This window comes from Sphingomonas sp. TX0543, assembly GCF_048565505.1.
Taxonomy (GTDB): domain Bacteria; phylum Pseudomonadota; class Alphaproteobacteria; order Sphingomonadales; family Sphingomonadaceae; genus Sphingomonas.
Genome location: NZ_JBLZUS010000002.1, coordinates 1,307,798 through 1,328,894, shown reverse-complemented (window position 1 = coordinate 1,328,894; position 21,097 = coordinate 1,307,798). Strand labels below are relative to the sequence as shown.

Here is a 21,097-nt window from a genome sequence, read left to right as displayed (position 1 = left end):
GACTCAGGCCCCCGCCTTCGCTGCCGCCAGCACGTGCAGGCGCGCGGTTTCGGTCGCCGCGACCTCGCTGGCGGGAATGTAGTAATCGCGGTCGTAATTGAAGCTGTGGAAGATCGCATAGCCGATCACCCCCAGCATACCCAGCCCGGCCAGCCACCAGATATGCCAGATCATGCCGAAGCCGGCGGCGGCGGACAGGCCGGCCAGGATCACGCCGGCGCCGGTGTTCCTGGGCATGTGGATGTCCATCCAGCCCTGCTCCGGCGCGAACGCCTTCTGCTGCTTCATGTGCGCCCAGGCGTCGAGATCGTGGATCACCGGCGTGAAAGCGAAATTATAGTCCGGCGGGGGCGATGAGGTGGACCATTCCAGCGAGCGACCATTCCATGGATCGCCCGTCACGTCGGCCAGCGCTTCGCGATGGCGAATGCTGACGAAGATCTGGATCAGGAACGCCGCGATGCCCACCGCGATGATCGCCGCGCCGATCCCGGCGATGATGAACCAGATCTGGAACGACGGATCGTCGAACGTGCGCAGCCGCCGGGTGACGCCCATCAGCCCCAGCACGTAGAGCGGCGTGAACGCGACCCAGAAGCCGATCACCCAGCTCCAGAAGCTCACCAGCCCCCATTTGCGATCGAGCTTGAAGCCGAACGCTTTCGGCCACCAGTAGTTGATCCCGGCGAACATCGCGAAAACCACCCCGCCGATGATGACATTATGGAAGTGCGCGATCAGGAACAGCGAGTTGTGCAATACGAAATCCGCTGGCGGCACGGCGAGCAGCACGCCGGTCATCCCGCCGATCGTGAACGTCAGCATGAAGGCGACCGCCCACATCATCGGCAGTTCGTAACGAATGCGACCCTTGTACATCGTGAACAGCCAATTGAAGATTTTCGCGCCCGTCGGGATCGAGATGATCATCGTCGTGATCCCGAAGAAGCTGTTGACGGTCGCCCCGGATCCCATCGTGAAGAAGTGATGCAGCCAGACCAGATAGGACAGGATACAGATCACGATCAGCGCATAGACCATCGAGGTGTAGCCGAAGATTCGCTTGCCCGAGAATGTCGAGACGACTTCGCTGAACACGCCGAAAGCCGGCAGCACGAGAATATAGACCTCCGGGTGGCCCCAGATCCAGATCATGTTCACGTACATCATCGGGTTGCCGCCCAGCGTGTTCGTGAAGAAATGCGTATCGACGTAGCGGTCGAGACTGAGCAGCGCGAGCACGGCGGTCAGCACCGGAAACGCCGCAACGATCAGCACGTTGGTGACGAGCGCGGACCAGGTGAAGATCGGCATCTTCATGAGGCTCATGCCCGGCGCCCGCATCTTCACGATCGTCGCGATCAGATTGACGCCGGACAGCAATGTCCCGACGCCGGCTATCTGCAGGGCCCAGATGTAATAATCGACACCCACATCGGGCGAGAAATCCAGCCCTGAAAGCGGCGCCATCGCCAGCCAGCCAGTACGCGCGAACTCGCCGATGAACAGGCTGGCCATCACCAGCGCCGCGCCGGCGGTCGTCATCCAGAAGCTGAAGTTGTTGAGGAACGGGAACGACACGTCACGCGCGCCGATCTGAAGCGGGACGATATAGTTCATCAGCCCGGTCACCAGCGGCATCGCCACGAAGAAGATCATGATGACCCCGTGCGCGGTGAAAACCTGATCGTAGTGATGCGCGTTGAGATAGCCTTCGCTGCCGCCGAACGCCATCGCCTGCTGTAACCGCATCATGATCGCATCCGCGAACCCGCGCAGCAGCATCACGATCCCCAGCACCATGTACATGATGCCGATCCGCTTGTGATCCACGGTGGTGAACCACTCCGCCCACAGATAGCGCCACAGCTTGAAATAGGTGAGCGCGCCGAGCAGCGCGATGCCGCCCACCGCCACCATCGCGAAAGTGCCGATCAGGATCGGCTCGTGATACGGGATCGCATCCAGCGTGAGCCGGCCGAAGATGAACTTGGTCAAGGCGTCAGACATGGCCTCAGGCCCCTGTCGCCGGCGCGTGCGCACCGTGCGATTGGTGAGATTGACGAGAGTTGGCGGGCGGCGCTGCGGCGGGCTGCGCACCCGGTTGCGGCTGCACGACCGCCTCCGCCGGAACGGCCGCGGGATGGGCGTGCATCGATTCGCTCATGCACGGCGTGCCGGGCTTGACGCACAAGTTCACCGCGCGATCGAAGAGCCCACGCTGGACGCTGGCGAAATAGGTCACCGGCGCGCGCTCGCTCGGCTGCTCGAGCTTGAGATAGGTCGCGCCGTCAAGCGTCGTCCCGCCGCTCGCCTTCACCTTGGCCACCCATCGCGCGAACGCCGCATCGTCCACCGCATGGGTGCGGAAATTCATACCGGAGAACCCCGCGCCGCTGTAGTTGGCGGACATTCCGGCGAAGTCGCCGGGCTTGTTGAGTACGGCGTGGAGCTTCGTCTCCATCCCGGCCATGGTATAGACCATGCCCGCCATCGCGGGCACGTAGAAGGTGTTCATCACGCCCGCCGAGGTCAGGCGGAATCGCACCTGGCGGTTCACCGGAACGACAAGTTCGTTCACCGTCGCAACACCCTGTTCGGGATAGATGAACAGCCATTTCCAGTCGAGCGCCACGACCTGCACTTCCAGCGCCCGCTCGGCGGCATGGAATTTTTGGCCAGGCGCGATCCGGTCGAGCGGGCGATAGGGATCGAGCGTGTGGGTCGCGAGCCACGTCAGCGCGCCCAGCGCGATGATGATGAGCAGCGGCGCCGACCAGATCACCAGTTCCAGCCCGGTGGAATGATCCCAATCCGGCTTGTATTCACTGTCGGGATTGGAGGCGCGATAGCGCCAGGCGAACAGCGCGATCAATATCATCACCGGCACGACGATGAGCAGCATCAATCCGGTCGACCAGAGGATCAGATCGGCCTGCTGGCGCGCCACGTCGCCGGATGGGTTCATGACGACCATGTCGCAGCCACTCAGCCCCGCCGCCAGCGGGGCCGCCAGCAGCGCGCGGTGCCACTTCCAGTTTCGAGCCTTTGTGTGCATGATGGCTCCCGGCTAGATCGGATTGTGCAACTGCGAAATAGGACAATTTGTCCTATCCCCGCCCCCGGACGGCAAGCCTAAGGGAGCGTGATTTTCGTTCGAGAGTTTACCAGACATGGCCGAAGCGACTGCGAATTCCGGAGCCCTTGAGCGAGACGCGCGCGCGCAGCACGCCGGGGAAACCGTCCACCCTGGAGAGATCGCGATCGGCGTCATCATCGGCCGTACCTCGGAATTCTTCGACTTCTTCGTATACGCGATCGCGTCGGTGCTGGTTTTTCCCCAGCTCATCTTCCCGTTCGTCGATCGGGTGACGGGCACCTTATACTCGTTCGCTTTATTTCCGCTCGCCTTTCTCGCGCGGCCGATCGGCACCCAGATATTCATGGTTATCGACCGTCGCCACGGGCGCGGAACGAAGCTGACGATCGCCTTGTTCCTGCTCGGCACCGCGACCGTGTCGGTCGGCTTTCTGCCCAGCTACGAATCGGCCGGCATCAGCGCGGCGATCATCCTCGCGATCCTGCGCATCGGGCAGGGCATCGCTCTGGGCGGCGCGTGGGACGGGCTCGCCTCGCTGCTCGCCCTTAACGCGCCGGCGAACAAGCGCGGCTGGTATGCGATGGTGCCACAGCTAGGCGCGCCGCTCGGTCTGATCGTGGCCAGCGGCCTCTTCGCCTTCTTCATCGGCACGCTGGGTTTCGATGACTTCCTGAGCTGGGGCTGGCGATACCCGTTCTTCGTCGCCTTCGCTATCAACGTGGTGGCACTGTTCGCGCGGCTGCGCATGGTCGTGACGCCACAATATACCGAATCGTTCAAAAGCCGCGAACTGACCCCCTCCCCCGTGCTCGCAACGGTGAAGGCCCAGTGGCGCAACATCGTGATCGGCGCCTTCGCCCCGCTGGCCAGTTTCGCGCTGTTCCACATGGTCACGGTATTCCCGCTCTCCTGGGTCGCACTTTTTACGAAAGAGAGCATCACCCGGTTTCTGCTGATCGAGATGGTCGGCGCGGCGGTCGGCGTCGTGGCTATCGTGGCCTCTGGCCTGCTGGCGGATCGGATCGGGCGACGCTCGCTGCTGGGCTATACCGCAGCCGCCATCGCGGCCTTCTCCGGCTTTGCGCCGCAGTTGCTGGATGCCGGTGGCCTGGGCGAGACGGCCTTCATGGTGCTGGGCTTCATCCTGCTCGGACTGTCGTTCGGGCAGTCGTCCGGCGCGGTGACGAACAACTTCCCGAAGCGCGCGCGCTATACCGGCGCGGCGCTGACTTCAGATCTCGCCTGGCTGTTCGGTGCGGGTTTCGCGCCGTTCGCCGCGCTGGTGCTGGCGAAGGATTTCGGCCTGCTCGCCGCCGGCGGCTATTTGTTGTCCGGCGCGATCGGCACACTCGTCGCACTCGCGCTCAACTCCGAACTTGCCCGCCGGCTCGACTGAGGCGGGCGCCTCAAGGGGAAGGCCGATCCGCGCCTTCCCCGCGGGACACGAAAACTATCGCGTGCGAGTGCCGCATCGCCCTTTCCCCTTGCGGCACCCGCTGCTATCGGCCGTCGCGATTACGTCGCTTCACACGCCCGCCCGGGCGCGCTCGCGCGGCGGCCCGGCATCCGTCGCGGCCGCCGCCTCCCCGCCGCGCACAGGCTGGCCGAACCCTGGGAAAGGACCAGCATGACCGCCATCGGCCACGATACGCTCGGCGCACGCTCCACGCTCGACGTGGGCGGCAAGGCCTACGATTATTTCTCGCTCGCCAAGGCGGCCGAGAAATTCGGGGATATTTCGCGCCTGCCCTTCTCGATGAAGGTGCTGCTGGAGAACATGCTGCGCTTCGAGGACGGCGTGACCGTAACGCCGGAGGACGTCCAGGCGATCGTCGACTGGCAGAAGGAGCGCCGCTCCGATCGCGAGATTCAGTATCGCCCCGCGCGCGTGCTGATGCAGGATTTCACCGGGGTTCCCTGCGTGGTCGATCTCGCCGCAATGCGCGATGCGATCACCAAATTGGGCGGTGACGCGGCCAAGATCAATCCGCAGGTGCCGGTGCATCTCGTCATCGATCATTCGGTGATGGTGGACGAATTCGGCACGCCAAAGGCATTCGGCGATAACGTCGATCTTGAATACGCCCGCAACGGCGAGCGTTACGAGTTCCTAAAGTGGGGATCCAAGGCGCTGGACAACTTCCAGGTCGTGCCCCCGGGCACTGGCATCTGCCATCAGGTCAATCTGGAATATATCGGCCAGGCCGTGTGGTCGTCCACGGAAAGCGGGGACCACGCGAAGGGCGGCGCGACGATCGCTTACCCGGATACGCTCGTCGGCACCGACAGCCATACCACGATGGTAAACGGGCTGGGCGTGCTCGGCTGGGGCGTCGGCGGGATCGAGGCGGAAGCGGCGATGCTCGGTCAGCCGGTATCGATGCTGATTCCCGAGGTCGTCGGATTCAAGCTTACCGGCGCGCTGCGCGAAGGCATCACGGCAACCGATCTGGTGCTCACCGTTACGCAAATGCTGCGCGCGAAGGGCGTGGTCGGCCGCTTCGTGGAATTCTACGGCCCCGGCCTCGCCTCGATGAGCCTTGCCGACCGGGCGACGATCGCGAACATGGCCCCGGAATATGGCGCGACCTGCGGCTTCTTCCCGGTCGATGACCGCACGCTGGAATATATGCGCCTCACCGGCCGTCCGGACGAGACTGTCGCGCTTACCGAAGCCTATGCCAAGGCGCAGGGCATGTGGCGTGACGAAGGCGCGGCGGACCCGTTGTTCACCGACACGCTCGAACTGGACATGTCCACCGTCGTTCCGTCGCTCGCCGGCCCGAAGCGCCCGCAGGACAAGGTGGCGCTCGATTCGGTCGATGATGTGTTCAACGGCGACCTGGCCAAGCTCTACAACAAGCAAAGCCCGGTCCGCGTGCCGGTCGAGGGCGGTGATCACGATATCGGCGACGGTGACGTGGTGATCGCCGCGATCACCTCCTGCACCAACACCTCCAATCCGTCGGTGCTGGTTGCCGCCGGTCTGGTCGCGCGCAAGGCCCGCGCGAAGGGGCTGAAGCCGAAGCCGTGGGTGAAGACGTCGCTCGCGCCGGGATCGCAGGTCGTCACCGATTATCTCGACAAGGCCGGGCTTTCCGAGGATCTCGATGCGATCGGGTTCAATCTGGTCGGCTACGGCTGCACCACCTGCATCGGCAATTCCGGCCCGCTGGCCGCGCCGATCTCCGCCGCGATCAACGGCAACGATCTGGTCGCCGCGAGCGTGTTGTCGGGCAATCGCAACTTCGAGGGCCGCGTCAGCCCGGATGTGCGCGCAAACTTCCTCGCCTCGCCGCCGCTGGTCGTCGCTTATGCGCTCAAGGGCACCGTGACCGAGGATATGGTCACCACCCCGATCGGCAAGGGATCGGACGGCACCGACGTCTATCTGAAGGATATCTGGCCGAGCAACGACGAGGTGAACTCGTTGATGAACGCCAACATCAACGACGCGATGTTCCGTGCGCGTTATGGCAATGTCTATGCCGGGGACGCCAAATGGCGCGCGATCGAAGTCGAGGGCAGCGACACCTACAATTGGCGGGCCGGCTCCACCTATGTCGCCAATCCACCCTATTTCGACGGGATGGAAATGACGCCCAAGCCGGTTACCGACATCATCGAGGCGAAGCCGCTGGCAATTCTGGGAGATTCGATCACCACCGATCACATCTCCCCGGCCGGATCGATCAAGGCGGATAGCCCGGCGGGCAAGTGGTTGCAGGAGCGGCAGGTGTCGAAAGCCGACTTCAACAGCTATGGCGCGCGGCGCGGAAATGATCAGGTGATGGTGCGCGGCACTTTCGCCAATATCCGCATCAAGAACGAGATGGTGCCGGGCGTCGAGGGCGGCATGTCGCAGTACAATGGCGAGGTGATGTCGATCTACGATGCGGCGATGCGGCACAAGGCTGACGGCACGCCGCTGGTTGTCATCGCCGGCAAGGAATATGGCACCGGCTCGTCGCGTGACTGGGCAGCGAAAGGCACCAACCTGCTCGGCGTGCGCGCGGTGATCGCGGAAAGCTTCGAGCGTATCCACCGCTCGAACCTCGTTGGCATGGGTGTGCTGCCGCTCCAATTCGCGGAGGGCATTGACCGCAAGTCGCTGAATCTGGACGGCACCGAGACGTTCACCATCCACAGCGTTGCCGGACTGCGTCCGCGTCAGGATGTCGAAGTCACCGTCACCCGCGCCGACGGCAGCAGCGAAACCTTCTCCACGCGCTGTCGCATCGACACCGTCAACGAGCTGGAATATTTCCTCAACGGCGGGATCCTGCAATACGTGCTGCGCAAGCTCGCCGCCTGATCCACGACCCGTACCGGCATCGACGAGGGCGCCCCGCGAAAGCGGCGGCGCCCTTTTCTTTCCGTACGCACCGATCACGCCAGCAATATTAATTGCGAAGTCGCAACAACTTATGTCCCATTTTGAAACGATGCTTATTGCGACGCAAAACGAATTGACGGGCTCGTAAAATTAACGAAGTATTAATCATATGCGGCGGGCGGGGACCTGCCGGATAGAATGACGAGGGGAAGCAAATGAAGACGTTGAAAAACGCACTACTTGTCGCGTCCGCGCTAACCGGGATCGCCGTCGCAGGCACGCCGGCGGAAGCGATCAATATCGTGCTGCACCCGGACGCCACGTTCACCAGCGCACCGAATGGGGCTGAAGCGCTATACGCGTTCCGCAAGGCCGCTAATTACTGGAATCAGACGCTTAGCGGCGCCAACAACATGCAGACGATCAACATCAACATCTCGTTCGCGTCGCTGGCCGATCCGAACGTGATCGGTCAGGCCGCAAGCACGCGCTATGACGTGCGCGCATCGTCGGTCTACAACCGCCTGGCCGCGAATTCCGCCACCGCGCTCGATGCGTCGGCGGTAGCCAGCCTTGTCCCGCTGACCGCCAACGGCGGCGTCGGCTATCGCCGCGCACCTGCCCTGGACGGCTCGCTGACCGGCGAGGGGCTGAACATCACGACTGGCAGCGTCTTCGACAATAACGATAGCTACAACAATCGCTACCTCTATGCGAACGGCGCCAATCTCAAGGCGTTGGGCTACAATATCGGCCAGTCGGCGGTTGACGCGCAAATCACGTTCAACTCGAACTTCGCGTTCGATTTCAATCCGACGGACGGCATCTCGAACGGCACCGAGGATTTCACTGCGGTCGCAGCGCATGAACTGGGCCATGCGCTCGGCTTCGTCAGCGGCGCCGATTACTACGACGTCTACGGCGGCGCCGGTCCCGGCGCGAGCATCCCCGGCATCACCTGGGATGACGAATCCGTGCTGTCGATCCTCGATCTGTTCCGCCGTTCCTCGAATGGTGGCGCGTCTGGATTCGATCCGGCGACCGGCGAGCGTTACATCCAGCTCGATCCGAATCGCGGCGCGATGTTCACGATCGACGGGGTGAACCCGTTCAATGGCGACGGCACCTATTCGCAATTCGCAACCGGCCGCTACAACGGTGATGGCAACCAGGCATCTCACTGGAAGGAAGGCACGGGCTATTTCGACCAGAACAACTGCTTCGTACCGTCGCCGGCGCAGGTGGGCATCATGGATCCGACATCGGGCTATTGCCAGCTTGGCATCGTCACCTCGAACGATCTCGCCGCGTTCGATGCGATCGGTTACAACCTGAACTTCGATATCCTGAAGAACAAGGGATATGAATTCACCTCTTCGGACATCTTCGGCCTGCTTGGCCTCGCCAGCGTGCCCGAGCCGTCGAGCTGGGCGATGATGATCCTCGGCTTCGGTTTTATCGGTGGCGCGATGCGCACCCGCAATCGCAAGACGAGCGTACGCTTCGCTGCCTGAGCAAAGACGTCGCTAACAGAAATGGGGCGGCCCGTCTTTTGACGGACCGCCCTTTTTCTTGCCCCGGTTCAGGCGATCCCGGCGTTAGCGCGGCGACGGCCGTAGGCGAAATAGACGATAAGGCCGACCACGTTCCACATCAGGAAATACTCCTGCGTGCGGTGCGGAAGGCTGAAGAACAGATAGATGCAGCCAAGGACGCCGATCGTACCGACGACCGGCGCGAGCGGCGTACGAAACGTGCGCGGCGCATCCGGCGCGCGATGGCGCATCACCAGCATGCAAACGCAGACGGCCACAAAGGCGGCGAGCGTGCCGGCATTGGCCAGCGCCGCGATCGCATCCAGTGGCATCAGCCCGGCGATGATCGCCACCAGCACCGCCGTCAGCGCGGTGATCCGCACCGGCGCGCCGCGACGCGACACCTTCGCCAATGCTTCCGGCAGCAACCCGTCGCGCGCCATCACAAAGAAGATACGACTCTGCCCAAACAAAAACCCCAGCAGCACCGTTGGCAGCGCCACCACCGCGCTTACCGCAAGGAATGTCGCGAAGCCCGGCTTTCCGATCTCGCGCAGGATCAGCGCCAGTGGCTCCGGGCTGTCGGCGAAGCGGGTGAACGAGAGCGCGCCGACCGCCGCCACCGCGACCAGCATGTAGATCGCGATGCACGCCACCATCGATCCGACGATGCCGATCGCCAGATCGCGTCCGGGATTGCGGGTTTCCTCTGCCGCCGTGGAGATCGCATCGAAGCCGTAGAAGGCGAAGAAGATGATTGCCGCCGCCGCCATCACCCCGCGCTCGGCGCCAGCGTCTGTTACATGCTTGGCGAAGCCGAACGGCATGAACGGCTCGAGGTTGGCGGCGTTGAAATGCGGCAGCGCGATCGCGACGAACACCGCCAGCGCGATCATCTTCACCACCACCAGTGCCGCGTTGAGCGTCGCGCTCTCGCGGGTGCCGATCATCAGCAGCCCGGCAACGACCGCGATGATGAACACCGCCGGCAGGTTGACGATTCCGCCGAGCGCCGGGCCGTTCGCCAGCGCGACGGGAAACCCAAATGGCGTCAGCAACGGTGTCGCATAGCCCGACCAGCCGACCGCAACGGTAGAGACGACAAGCGAATATTCGAGGATCAGCGACCAGCCGATCACCCAGGCGATGATCTCCCCCAGCACCGCGTAGCTATAGGTATAGGCGCTTCCCGAAGCCGGGATCATCGTCGCCATCTCGGCATAGGCCAGCGCTGCGCAGGCGCAGATCGCGCCCGCGATGACAAACGACAGGATCACGGCCGGCCCGGCGCGATCCGCGCCTACGCCAATCAACGTGAGAATGCCGGTGCCGACGATTGCGCCGACACCCAGCGCGACGAGATGCGGCCACGAGAGGGTGCGGGCCAGTGCACGTTCTGGCGGCTGCTCGATAATCGTCTTGCGGCGTAACAGGCTGGACATCCACTCCCCTTCCGTGGCGAAACCCCAAGGAGTGGCAAGTAACAGATGCTACGATTGGCGCAAACGCGCAGCGACCGCCGTATTCCTCTTCAGGGCGCCGGCTTGCGCGCCTCGCCTACCCCTAGCCCGCTGCGGGTGGTAAAATGCACGCCGACCATCCCGCCGCCGACGAGAAAGGGGCTGAGATCCTCCAGCGGCGAGCGCCGGGCGATCAGCCGGCCGCGTTCCTGCGGCACGTCCTGAATCGCGGGGTCGCCCGGCTCGCGCGCGATGAACGGCACGCGGAAGCGATCGGCACCGCGCAGGCCGCATACCGTTACATCGGTACGGGAAGCATCCATGACGCAGCGTTTCTCTGCCGCGGTAAGCGCGTGATAATGCGTCATCGCGCTGTCGGCGGTTCCTTCGAGCATAAGCAGCAGGATCATCATCGCGGCCCCAACGATGCACCCGGCACCAGGCAGGTGCAACGCAATTCGTCGCAGGTGTTGCCAGCCCGGCAACCGTTGCTTACCGCCGCCACGATGCAGCCGCTTGATGATCAGCAATCCGCCGCCCGCGCCTGGTTCGAGCAATTGCGCGACCTGATCTGCGCCGAGTTCGAGGCGATCGAGCGCGAGGCCGGATCGGATGCCGCATTCGATTATATCGCTTGGGAGCGTGCCGACCCGTCCGGCGCGCCAGGCGGCGGCGGCGTGCGCGGCGTGATGAAGGGGCGCGTATTCGAGAAGGTGGGCGTCAACGTCTCCACCGTCGGCGGCACATTCGAAGGCGAGTTCGGCAAGACGATCCATGGCGCTGATGACGATCCGCGCTTTTTCGCGACCGGGATCAGCCTGGTTGCACACATGGCGAACCCGCATGTTCCCGCCGTGCACATGAACACGCGTTTCCTGGTGACAACGAAGCGCTGGTTCGGCGGCGGCGCGGATCTCAACCCGCCGCTTCCCGTGGAAGAGGACACCGCCGATTTCCACGCCACGCTGAAAGCGGCATGCGACGCGCATGATACCGGCCACTATCCGCGCTTCAGCAAATGGGCGGACGATTATTTCTACATTCCGCATCGCAAGGTGCATCGCGGCGTCGGCGGCATCTTCTACGATCATCTCGAGGGAGATTTCGCGCGCGATTTCATGTTCACGCAGGATGTTGGCCGCGCCTTTCTCGCGGTGTTCCCACGTATCGTGCGGCGTCGGATGCACCAGCCATACGAGGATGCCGACGTGGCGGCGCAGCGCGAATGGCGCGGCCGTTACGCGGAATTCAACCTCGTGTACGACCGCGGCACGCTCTTCGGGCTCAAGACTGGCGGCAATATCGATGCGATCCTGATGAGCCTTCCCCCGCTCGCCACCTGGAGCTGATCGCGATGGGCCTGACGCCGGTGCCGAACGACCAGCTCGCGACCGTCGTGACGACGCTGGAGATGACGCGCCGCCCCCCGCTGCGCCCGACACCGCCGACGCCGCTGCGCCTTATCCAGTGGGACCGGCCCGATCTGGACAAGTACCGTGCGCTGTTCCGCCGGGTCGGCGGGCCGTGGCTCTGGTATTCCCGCCTCACGATGGAGGATGCGACGCTCGCGGGCATCGTTCACGATCCGGGCATTTCGGTGTTCGCCGCGATCGATCGCACCGGGATCGAGGTGGGGATGCTCGAACTCGATCACCGCCACGCCGGCACGTGTGAGCTATCCTATTTCGGGCTGGTCCCGGAGCTTGCCGGGCAGGGTCACGGACGCTGGCTGATGGCGGAAGCGCTGACGCGCGCGTGGCGGGCGAACGTATCGCGCGTCTGGGTCCACACCTGCACGCTCGATCATCCTTCTGCGCTTAATTTCTATCGGGCGCAGGGGTTCCTCCCAGTCAGGCGGACGGTGGAAACCTTTCCCGATCCACGCGTTCTCGGGCTATTGCCAGATGACGTCGCACCTCACATCCCCCTGCTTGCCAGCCGGCGATAGACCGCGAGCCCGATCGCCAGAATGCCGATGTGATAAGCGGAGGCGGCCAAGGCCATGCCGGCATCGGCAAGCGCAAGGATGATCGGATTCTGCCGGCCGGGGGAGCGCAACACCTCGTCCGCCCCGATCAACGGCGCCAGCACGAGATATTGCGCGAGGAACAGCGTAACGATCGCTGCCAGCACGCCCCACCAATTGCCCCCCGTCAGCCGCCAGCTGCGCCCAACCGCTCGCGCCGCCCCCACTGGCGCTTCGACGATCAGCGCAGGGACCGTCGCGATCAGGCGCGCCTGCATGTAGAGCCCCGGCAGCACGAACAGCCACAGCCCCAACCCGATCGGGATCGACACCAGCAGATCGGCCAGCAGAAACCGCCCGAAACGACGCGCAGCCGTCACCAGCGCGGTCTTCACATCCGGCCGCGCCGGGTGGACCAGCAGGATCGCCAGCACCGCGACGCCATAAATGCCGACCAGATCGGCGAGCAGATACCAGCCAGCGTTCGCCTGCCCCCATAACGAAAGCTGCTCCAGCCATGCCTGCATCGCCGGCTGATCGCGCGGCGTCTGCGGCAGCGCGAGCGGAGACGCCACGAGCAGCTGCACCGCAAACGCGGGCAAGAAGATGAACGGACCAGCGACACGCAGCACCAGATCGCCCTCGCGACGCAGGATCGCCCACGCGTCTGCCAGGACGCGGCCAAGGGTGAGCATCATGCGTGGTCGAGACGTTCGCGCGCGGCGAGATAGAATTGCGCACTGAAGGTTGTCTGCAACACGCCGAGGCCGGCGGTGACGATCCCGGTCGCGGTCGCGAGCAGCAGGATAGTCCACACCTGCCCTTCATCGCCGAAGATCAGCTGCGCCACGCTGCCCAGCACCCAGGTCACGGCGGTAAGCAGCACAATCGCCACGATCGCGTATAGCAGCATCAGCCCGATCAGCTTCATCGTGCTGCCACGTGTCAGCGCGAAGCTGCGTGCGAATGCGCCCAGCCCGCGACGCTCGTTGGTGACGACCGCGAACAGCGGCAACAGCCGGGCCCCGGCCCACAATGCCACCAGCGAAAGCACGAACAGCGCCGGCGTAAGCGCGGCGACACGCGCACCGTCCAATGCCGGCATCGGCATCCCTTGTTCCAGTTGCGCCATATCGATGCTGCCCGCGACCACGTACGCCACCGGCGCAAGCACAACGACGAACGTCACCACCATCACCACCAGCAGCACCGCGATCGCCGCCGGCAGACGGCGTCGCCCGATCGCGATCGCGTCATGCCGACCGACCGCTGGATCGCTGGCCATCGCGGTCATCGCCAGCGTTCCCCACAAGGCGAGCACCGCAACCGCCAGCCCGACCAGCCCCGCCAACAGCTTGAAACTCGCACCGGGGGTGGTCATGGCAAAGACGCGCAACACCGCCTGCAGCATGCCGGGGGCGAACAGGAAAACTCCAGCAAGCCACGCGAGCAATCCGGCGCGGCCGGCGATCACCTCGGTCGTCCGATCCCAAACCGTGCCAATCCGTATCATAGGGCCTCCTGTCAGCGGCGAAAGACCTAGCCTATCGCGCCCCCGCTTGCCAATCGAACGTATCGACCGCATCTGCACCGCCGTGACCAATGATGCCGATATCGAATGGCGCATATCGCCCGGCCTGACCGATTATGCCGCCTCGCTTGCCGAGATGGAAGCGCGCGCTGCGCGGATCGCGGCGCATGACGATCGCGAGCTGATCTGGCTGCTTGAACATCCGCCGGTCTATACTGCCGGCACCAGCGCGGACCCTGCCGAACTGATCGATCCGCGCTTTCCGGTGGTGAACGCCGGGCGCGGTGGGCGTTACACCTATCACGGGCCGGGGCAGCGCGTCGGCTATCTGATGCTCGACCTTGCCCCGCGCGGACGCGATGTCCGGCTTTTCGTCCACGCGCTCGAAGGCTGGGTGATCGCAGCACTGGCAGAGCTGGGCATAGCCGGGTTCCGCGCGCCCGGGCGGATCGGCATCTGGACGATCGATCGCGACGGGCGTGAAGCAAAAATCGGTGCGATCGGCGTGCGGGTACGGCGCTGGGTGACGTTCCACGGTTTTTCGGTGAATCTCTCGCCCGATCTCGGGCATTTCGGCGGAATCGTGCCGTGCGGTCTCGCCGAATATGCTGTGACGAGTACAAAAGCGCTGGGCGCGCCGCATGATCTTGCAACTTTCGACGCCGCTCTTGCGTTCACGCGCAGCCAATTCCTCGAAACTCTATCGGACGCTCGCGAAAACGAGGCTTGAGAGCATAGGCCGATGCGATTAATGTCCCCTGCGATTTGGGGATTAAATGGCCATACGGCGTCCAAATCTACTGTCTAGGGAGCTCTACATGCGTGCTATTTCCAAGATCCTGACCGGTACGGCCATTGCGGCGGCGGCTCTGGCCGTTTCGGCTTGCGGCTCGAAGACCGAGACTACCACCGAGAACACCACCATCACCGACATGAACGCCACCGAAGGCATGGACACGACGACTGACAACATGACGGCGGTCGACAGCTCGATGAATTCGGGCATGATGGCGAACGATGCGGGCGCGATGGACGCGAACGCAGCGATGCCCGCCAACGCGAACTGATCGCCGCACGGCAATCACATTGCGAAAAAGGGGTCGTCCGGGAAACGGGCGACCCCTTTTTCATTACTTCGCAACGCCCGGCGGGTGTGACGCTTTCCACGCTTACAAGCGCAATGCGGCGGGCTGAGTCACGAACGTGATGAATACCCTTGGGTTAACCGCACGAAAGCCCTAGAATCCCGCGCGTCGCGTGGGAGAAGTTGAAATGGCGTTGGGGCGTATCGTTATAGCAGGCCTGGGGGCAGGTGCGTTATTCGCCGGTACACCCGCTGCGGCTCAATTCTTCATGCAGTCCAAGGATCTTTCGGGTACTGCGGTTGTCGGTAACGAGCCGGGTCTCGGGCCGGACCTGCCGGGCGCCACGCTCGAAGAACAGAAAGCTGCCGTGATCTGGAACGTGCGCGCAGCGCTCAACGTCGCGGCATTGCAATGCCAGTTCGAACCAACGCTGACGGCGGTGAGCAACTACAATGCGATGCTGGTGGATCACAAGACCGAGCTGAAGCAATCCTGGGATACGCTCAGCAAATATTTCGCGCGTATGAACAAGGCACCGAAAGCAGCGCAAAACGCGCTGGATCAGTTCGGCACGCGTACCTATTCCAGCTTCACCACCGTCGCCGCACAATATAATTTCTGCATGTCCGCCAACGACGTGGGTCGCGAGGTGGTATTCGCGCCGCGCGGCGGTTTCGGCACGGTCGCGCTGCAGCGCATTCGCTTGCTTCGCAATAGCCTCAAGCCATGGGGTGAACAGCGTTTCCCGCGCTTCATTTATCCGCAGACCACACTGCCGCGTCTCGACGATATCTGCTGGAAGAACGGCGACTGGCAGGTCAAGAAATGCGGCGCGCAGAATTTCCCGCCCGCCGGTGTTGGCGTGGCGCAGCGCTGACGGTCGTCAGCGTAGCCCGAGCAGCTTGTGCGTCTGCAGCGTCAGGCGCCAGCGCGGCCGCTGCATGACCAGCGCCACCGCCGCATCGCGATTTGTCTCGGCGGCGGGATCGTCCATCGGTTGAAGCAGGAAATGGGTGAAATCCCATTGCTCGATCGCTTCGATATCGCTGCCGGGTTGGGGCCAGACCAACTTCAACTCGTCCCCTGACCGCTGCACCGTCTCGCTGCCAGCTTTGGGACTGATGCACACCCAGTCGATGCCGGGGTGCACGGGAAGAGTTCCGTTGCTCTCGATCGCTATGAAAAATCCTTCGGCGTGCAGCGCAGCGACGATGGCGTCGTCCACCTGAAGCATCGGCTCCCCGCCGGTTAACACCACGAAGCGCTCGGCGGTATCGCCGTCCCACATCGCCACGACCGCGCTCGCCAGTGCGGCGGCATCGGGAAAGCGGCCGCCACCCAGCCCGTCCATGCCGACGAAATCGGTGTCGCAGAAGCGGCAGATCGCAGTCGCGCGATCCTCCTCGCGGCCTGACCAGAGATTGCACCCGGCAAACCGCACAAACACCGCGCGCCGCCCGGCCTGTACGCCCTCGCCCTGGAGCGTCAGGAACATTTCCTTGACCGCGTAGCTCATCACGGCGCCGGCGGGCTCACCGCATATGTTGTCGGATCGAGCACCCCGGCGTCCTCGAACCCCTTGTGCCGCAAGCGGCAGCTATCGCACAGCCCGCAGTGCAGGCCACCAGGCGCGGGATCGTAGCATGACCAGCTGACACCCATATCCAGCCCCAAACGCGCGCCTTCGCGCACGATATCGGCCTTGGTCATCATCTGGAGCGGGGCAAGGATGCGGAAGGGTGCGCCTTCGACGCCCGCCTTGGTCGCCAGTTCGGCCAGAGTCTCGAATCCGGCGATGAATTCGGGGCGGCAATCGGGATAGCCGGAATAATCGAGCGCGTTGACCCCGACATAGATGTCTCGCGCGCCGCTCGCCTCGGCCCAGCCGAGAGCGAGGCTCAGGAAGATCGTGTTGCGCGCGGGCACATAAGTGATCGGTATCCCCTCGCCCACGCCATCCTTGGGCACCGCGATATCGTCGGTAAGCGCCGATCCGCCGAACGCGCGCAGATCGAGCGGCAGCACGACATGGCGCTCTGCCCCCAGCAGTCGCGCGATGCGGCGGGCAGCCGCCAACTCTACCTGGTGGCGCTGGTTATAATCGACCGAGAGCGCGAGCACGCGAAACCCTGCTTCAGCCGCGAGGGCGGCGGAAACCATCGAATCAAGGCCGCCCGAAACAAGGACGACCGCAAGCGGAGATTGGCTTGTCATAAGCTGACACCAGCTAGGCTCTCACCGCGCGCGGCGCAAGAAAAAGGGCCGCCCGAAGGCGACCCGAAAGTTGATCGACCGGTTCCGGCCGGATCAGGGAGAAAGCGTGCCCAAGAAAAAGCACTCGTCCCGATTACGCCCATTACGTTAACGCGCCGATAACGCGGCGGTCAGCATCTGCCGATGTGCCGTGCCTCGTAATCGAAGTCGAACGGTGCGCCTTTCATCAACCCCTGCGTCTGCAAACGGATCAGATGGCGGTCCTCCACCTTGATCGTGGTGCGGCCATATCCCTGTCCGGGACAACGATATTGAACCGTAACGCGATTAGGCTGATCTTCGATGACGAATTGCTGACATTGCGCCGGGCCGTGCACCAGTTGCAGGAGCATTCGGGGATCGCGGACGCAGATTTCGCGCTGCGCGTTGGCATTGCCGATCTCATGCAGCGACCATGCCCCGCGCTCGACCCCGCCGAGCGCGACCATCCGCGCCTCCTGCGCGATCGCGCCAGTGGCTACAGCGGCGACCAGTATGGCGGCCAGACGGAATGATGCGACTCTTTTCACGACCGTAATCATATCACGATTCACCGCAAATCAAGCCCATCCTGCCGCTCACGCCGCTGATGTCTCTATCCGAACCGGGAAAACGGTCGAGCAGAAATTGCAATCGACCGAGATCACGCCATTCGCGTCCGCCATCTCGCGCTGCTCCTCCGGCGGAAACTTCGAGATGACCGAGCGGATATGCTCCGGATTGCAGCGGCAGCCGCGTGTCAGCCGGGTGTCGCCAAGCACACGCACTTCGCGCGCCTCGTTGAACAATCGCCAGATCAGCGTTTCGAGCGGCACCGCGACATCGACAAGCTCATCGACACCCATCGTTGCACCGAGCGTGGCGACATGCTCCCACTCCGGATGGTCGTGACTTACGTGCAGCCGCTCGCGTCCCACTTCGCCCGGCGGAAGATGCTGGAGGAAAAGGCCGCCGCCGACGATCTGGCCGTCGCGGCGGCGCACGCCGACACGCAACAGGCTGGGGATCTGCTCCGACTGGATGAAATATTGCTCCGCCACCTCCGCCAGTGACGCGCCGTCGAGCGGGACGATGCCCTGATAGCGTTCGCCCGTGGTGGCGAGATCGAAGGTGATCGCCAGATATCCCTGCCCGAATAGCGCGAACAGCGTCGGCTCGGCCGGCCCTTCGGCGAGCCGCTCCGCATCGTAATCGACATAGCCTCGCAGCTCACCATCGCGATAATCGACCACCAGCAGCCGCACCACGCCGTTCCGGGTCTGCGCCTGAAGCGTGAGTTGACCCGCGTCATCCTTCAGCGTCGAGCCGATCAGCGCCGCGATGACGAGCGCCTCGGCGAGCAGGCCTTCGATCGCGGGCGGGTAGGCATGGGCGGAAAGGATCTCATCCATTACCGGCCCGAGCCGCAGCACGCGTCCGCGCGCGTTGAATTCCGGAATCGTGAAGCCAAGCGCGCGATCGAGATCACGCCCGGGAAGGTCTGCCATCATATATCCCTCACCCCGCCCGTGGCGGAGGCCTCGCGCCGCGAGGCAATCCCTGTCTGTCGTCAGCCGGCGCTCACCGGATCGAGAGCATAAGTGGGGACGATCGGCCGGCGATCAACCGATCTGGCCGAAGCACCAGCGCAGGATCGCCTTCTGCGCGTGAAGCCGGTTCTCCGCCTCGTTCCAGATCAGCGATTGCGGGCCATCGATAACATCGGCCGTCACTTCTTCGCCGCGATGCGCGGGCAGACAGTGCATGAACACGGCATCGGGCTTTGCCTTGGCCATCAGCCCGGCATCCACCTGATAGGGGGCCATCGCGCGAAGCTTTGTATCGGCATGCGCCTGCCCCATCGACACCCAGGTATCGGTGACGATCACATCCGCCCCTGCCGCCGCTTCCGCTGGACTGGCCACCACGCGCGCGCGGCCCTTGCCGAGTGCGACATCGCCGTCACTTGGCATGAACCCCTGCGGGCAGGCAGCGATCACATCGAAATGCAGCAGTCCGGCCGCTTCCATGAGCGAGGCGAGCACGTTGTTGCCGTCTCCCAGCCATGCCACCTTCAAGCCGGGCAGCGCCTTGCCATGCTCTAGGATAGTCTGGAGATCGGCAACGATCTGGCAGGGGTGGGACGCATCGGTAAGGCCGTTGATGACCGGCACGCTGGCATGCGCCGCCATCTCCTCGATCTTGGCATGATCGTCGGTGCGGATCATGATCGCGTCCACATACCCGGATAACACGCGCGCTGTATCCGCGATGGTCTCGCCGCGCCCGATCTGCATCGTGCCGGCATCGGCGACGATAGAGGTTCCCCCGAGCTGGCGGACCGCCATGTCGAAGCTGAAGCGGGTGCGGGTGGAATTCTTCTCGAACACCATCGCGAGCACGCGGCCGGCGAGCGGTGCATCGGCATCCGGCGCGCCCTTTGGCAGGCCGACGCGCGCGGCCTTCCGATCGATCGCATCAGCAAGGATCGCCGCGACTCCGTCGGCGCCCGCATCGCTTAGGTTGAGGAAATGACGGACACTCATGGAAATCTCCCCCCGGAGATCGGCCGCCCGCGCCGACCGGATCGGCGCGGGCGGCGGGTCATCAATCGTCGTTGACGGGCGTGTACGCTCGCGCCGCTTCGCTCAGCCGCTCGACACATTCCGCGATATGGCTCTCGTCGATATTGAGCGGCGGCAGGATACGCACGACGTTGTCGCCGGCCGAAACCAGCAGCAGGCCATGATTATCGCGCGCGTGCGCAACAAACGCCCGGCTGTCGCTCTTGAGCTTGAGGCCGAGCATCAGCCCATGACCGCGTACGCTGTCGAACAGGTGGTCGTGGTTGGGGATCAACTGCTCCAGCGCCTGGCGCAGGCGATTGCCCGTCTTGGCCACATTATCGAGAAAGCCGTCCTCCAGCAGCACGTCCAGCACGGCCTCGCCCGCCGCCATCGCGAGCGGGTTGCCGCCATAGGTCGAGCCGTGGGTGCCGATCACCATGCCCTTCGCGGCCTCTTCCGTAGCGAGGCACGCCCCGAGCGGGAAGCCGCCGCCGATGCCCTTCGCCACCGCCATGATATCCGGGGTGATGCCGTAAAGCTCGTGCGCAAAGAGCTTGCCGGTCCGGCCATAGCCAGCCTGCACCTCGTCCAGCACCAGCAACAGGCCATGCTCGTCGCATGCCTTGCGCAGACCCTGGAGAAACTCTTCGCTGGCCGGCCGGATACCGCCCTCGCCCTGAATCGGCTCGACCAGAAAGCCCGCCGTATGCTCATCAATCAGCGCGAGCGCGCCGGCGAGCTCATTGAATTTCGCATATTTGAAGCCTGGCAGCAGCGGCTCGAACCCATCGCGCATCTTCGGCTGATTTGTGGCGGAGATCGTGCCGAGCGTCCGCCCGTGGAAGGCGGTGTCGAAGGTGATGAGATCATGCCGCTCGGGATGGCCGTTGGCGAAATGGTAGCGCCGCGCCGTCTTGATCGCGCATTCCACCGCCTCGGCGCCCGAATTGGTGAAAAACACCGTGTCGGCGAATGTCGCGTCGATCAGCCGCTGCGCGAAATGCTCGCCCTGCGGGCTGCCGTAAAGATTGCTGACGTGCATCAGCGTCGCGGCCTGATCCGCGATCGCCTTCACGAGCCTGGGATGGCCGTGGCCGAGGCAGTTGACCGCGATGCCGCTGGCGAAATCGAGGTACTTCTCGCCTCGCTCGCCATAGAGATACGCGCCCTCGCCTCGCACCGGCCGCACTCCGCAACGCGGGTAGACGGGCATCAGTGCGGTGATGGTCACGGGGCATCTCCTGAAAAAGAGCAAGGGCGACCAAAGCGGTCGCCCGGATCACGC

20 protein-coding genes are annotated in these 21,097 nt (G+C 64.0%); 8 read left to right on the top strand and 12 right to left on the bottom strand.

Going from position 1 to position 21,097, the window contains the following annotated elements; genetic code table 11:
- Positions 1-3: 3 nt before the first annotated feature.
- Entirely contained in the window at positions 4-2,010 is a 2,007-nt protein-coding gene (gene cyoB / locus ACM61V_RS07005) for a cytochrome o ubiquinol oxidase subunit I (RefSeq protein ID WP_137787140.1), read from the bottom strand.
- 4 nt (positions 2,011-2,014) lie between these two features.
- Positions 2,015-3,058: a ubiquinol oxidase subunit II gene (cyoA, locus tag ACM61V_RS07000; protein WP_137787141.1), complete on the bottom strand. Its 1,044-nt coding sequence runs from the start codon at positions 3,056-3,058 to the stop codon at positions 2,015-2,017.
- Positions 3,059-3,173: 115 nt separating this feature from the next.
- On the opposite strand from cyoA, the gene ACM61V_RS06995 reads away from it, so the two are divergent.
- The 3 genes from ACM61V_RS06995 to ACM61V_RS06985 all read left to right on the top strand — a co-directional run bounded on the left by ACM61V_RS06995 (position 3,174) and on the right by ACM61V_RS06985 (position 8,950).
- Entirely contained in the window at positions 3,174-4,496 is a 1,323-nt protein-coding gene (locus ACM61V_RS06995) for an MFS transporter (protein WP_137787142.1), read from the top strand.
- Positions 4,497-4,727: 231 nt separating this feature from the next.
- Positions 4,728-7,415: an aconitate hydratase AcnA gene (acnA, locus tag ACM61V_RS06990; protein ID WP_137787143.1), complete on the top strand. Its 2,688-nt coding sequence runs from the start codon at positions 4,728-4,730 to the stop codon at positions 7,413-7,415.
- 236 nt (positions 7,416-7,651) lie between these two features.
- Positions 7,652-8,950 (top strand): NF038122 family metalloprotease, encoded by a 1,299-nt coding sequence (locus ACM61V_RS06985; protein WP_137787144.1) that lies wholly within the window; start codon positions 7,652-7,654, stop codon positions 8,948-8,950.
- A 68-nt stretch (positions 8,951-9,018) separates the two neighbouring features.
- Here ACM61V_RS06985 and ACM61V_RS06980 read toward each other — a convergent pair whose 3' ends face one another.
- Positions 9,019-10,413, bottom strand: a complete 1,395-nt coding sequence (locus tag ACM61V_RS06980; protein WP_137787145.1) for an amino acid permease — start codon at positions 10,411-10,413, stop codon at positions 9,019-9,021.
- An 89-nt stretch (positions 10,414-10,502) separates the two neighbouring features.
- Positions 10,503-10,841, bottom strand: coding sequence for a hypothetical protein (locus ACM61V_RS06975; protein WP_137787146.1), 339 nt, complete (start codon positions 10,839-10,841; stop codon positions 10,503-10,505).
- Between the two features lie 96 nt (positions 10,842-10,937).
- On the opposite strand from ACM61V_RS06975, the gene hemF reads away from it, so the two are divergent.
- Both hemF and ACM61V_RS06965 read left to right on the top strand, forming a co-directional pair.
- A complete protein-coding gene (hemF, locus tag ACM61V_RS06970) occupies positions 10,938-11,780 on the top strand; it encodes an oxygen-dependent coproporphyrinogen oxidase (protein WP_137787249.1) in 843 nt (280 codons plus the stop codon).
- A 5-nt stretch (positions 11,781-11,785) separates the two neighbouring features.
- Positions 11,786-12,379, top strand: a complete 594-nt coding sequence (locus tag ACM61V_RS06965) for a GNAT family N-acetyltransferase (RefSeq protein WP_137787147.1) — start codon at positions 11,786-11,788, stop codon at positions 12,377-12,379.
- Here the strand turns inward: ACM61V_RS06965 and ACM61V_RS06960 are convergent.
- Positions 12,349-13,095, bottom strand: a complete 747-nt coding sequence (locus ACM61V_RS06960; RefSeq protein WP_137787148.1) for a hypothetical protein — start codon at positions 13,093-13,095, stop codon at positions 12,349-12,351. The genes ACM61V_RS06965 and ACM61V_RS06960 overlap by 31 nt on opposite strands.
- Positions 13,092-13,910, bottom strand: a complete 819-nt coding sequence (locus tag ACM61V_RS06955) for a hypothetical protein (protein WP_171007594.1) — start codon at positions 13,908-13,910, stop codon at positions 13,092-13,094. The genes ACM61V_RS06960 and ACM61V_RS06955 overlap by 4 nt, the downstream gene beginning before the upstream one ends.
- A gap of 46 nt (positions 13,911-13,956) precedes the next feature.
- On the opposite strand from ACM61V_RS06955, the gene lipB reads away from it, so the two are divergent.
- The 3 genes from lipB to ACM61V_RS06940 all read left to right on the top strand — a co-directional run bounded on the left by lipB (position 13,957) and on the right by ACM61V_RS06940 (position 15,890).
- On the top strand, positions 13,957-14,658 hold the full coding sequence (lipB, locus tag ACM61V_RS06950) for a lipoyl(octanoyl) transferase LipB (protein ID WP_249341573.1): 702 nt from the start codon (positions 13,957-13,959) through the stop codon (positions 14,656-14,658).
- An 88-nt stretch (positions 14,659-14,746) separates the two neighbouring features.
- Entirely contained in the window at positions 14,747-14,995 is a 249-nt protein-coding gene (locus ACM61V_RS06945; RefSeq protein ID WP_137787150.1) for a hypothetical protein, read from the top strand.
- A 205-nt stretch (positions 14,996-15,200) separates the two neighbouring features.
- Complete coding sequence (locus ACM61V_RS06940) at positions 15,201-15,890, top strand: hypothetical protein (protein ID WP_137787151.1); 690 nt, start codon at positions 15,201-15,203, stop codon at positions 15,888-15,890.
- A gap of 6 nt (positions 15,891-15,896) precedes the next feature.
- On the opposite strand, the gene queE is transcribed toward ACM61V_RS06940, so the two are convergent.
- The 6 genes from queE to ACM61V_RS06910 form a co-directional block, all read right to left on the bottom strand.
- Positions 15,897-16,529, bottom strand: coding sequence for a 7-carboxy-7-deazaguanine synthase (queE, locus tag ACM61V_RS06935; protein ID WP_137787152.1), 633 nt, complete (start codon positions 16,527-16,529; stop codon positions 15,897-15,899).
- Entirely contained in the window at positions 16,529-17,227 is a 699-nt protein-coding gene (gene queC, locus ACM61V_RS06930) for a 7-cyano-7-deazaguanine synthase QueC (protein ID WP_137787153.1), read from the bottom strand. The genes queE and queC overlap by 1 nt, the downstream gene beginning before the upstream one ends.
- A 170-nt stretch (positions 17,228-17,397) precedes the next feature.
- On the bottom strand, positions 17,398-17,796 hold the full coding sequence (locus ACM61V_RS06925; protein WP_137787154.1) for a hypothetical protein: 399 nt from the start codon (positions 17,794-17,796) through the stop codon (positions 17,398-17,400).
- A gap of 48 nt (positions 17,797-17,844) precedes the next feature.
- Positions 17,845-18,753, bottom strand: a complete 909-nt coding sequence (locus ACM61V_RS06920) for an Hsp33 family molecular chaperone HslO (protein WP_137787155.1) — start codon at positions 18,751-18,753, stop codon at positions 17,845-17,847.
- Positions 18,754-18,867: 114 nt separating this feature from the next.
- Positions 18,868-19,791 (bottom strand): ornithine carbamoyltransferase, encoded by a 924-nt coding sequence (argF, locus tag ACM61V_RS06915; RefSeq protein ID WP_137787156.1) that lies wholly within the window; start codon positions 19,789-19,791, stop codon positions 18,868-18,870.
- Between the two features lie 61 nt (positions 19,792-19,852).
- The gene (locus tag ACM61V_RS06910) at positions 19,853-21,043 is read right to left on the bottom strand and encodes an aspartate aminotransferase family protein (protein WP_137787157.1); all 1,191 of its coding nucleotides are present in this window, start codon (positions 21,041-21,043) and stop codon (positions 19,853-19,855) included.
- Positions 21,044-21,097: the final 54 nt, after the last annotated feature.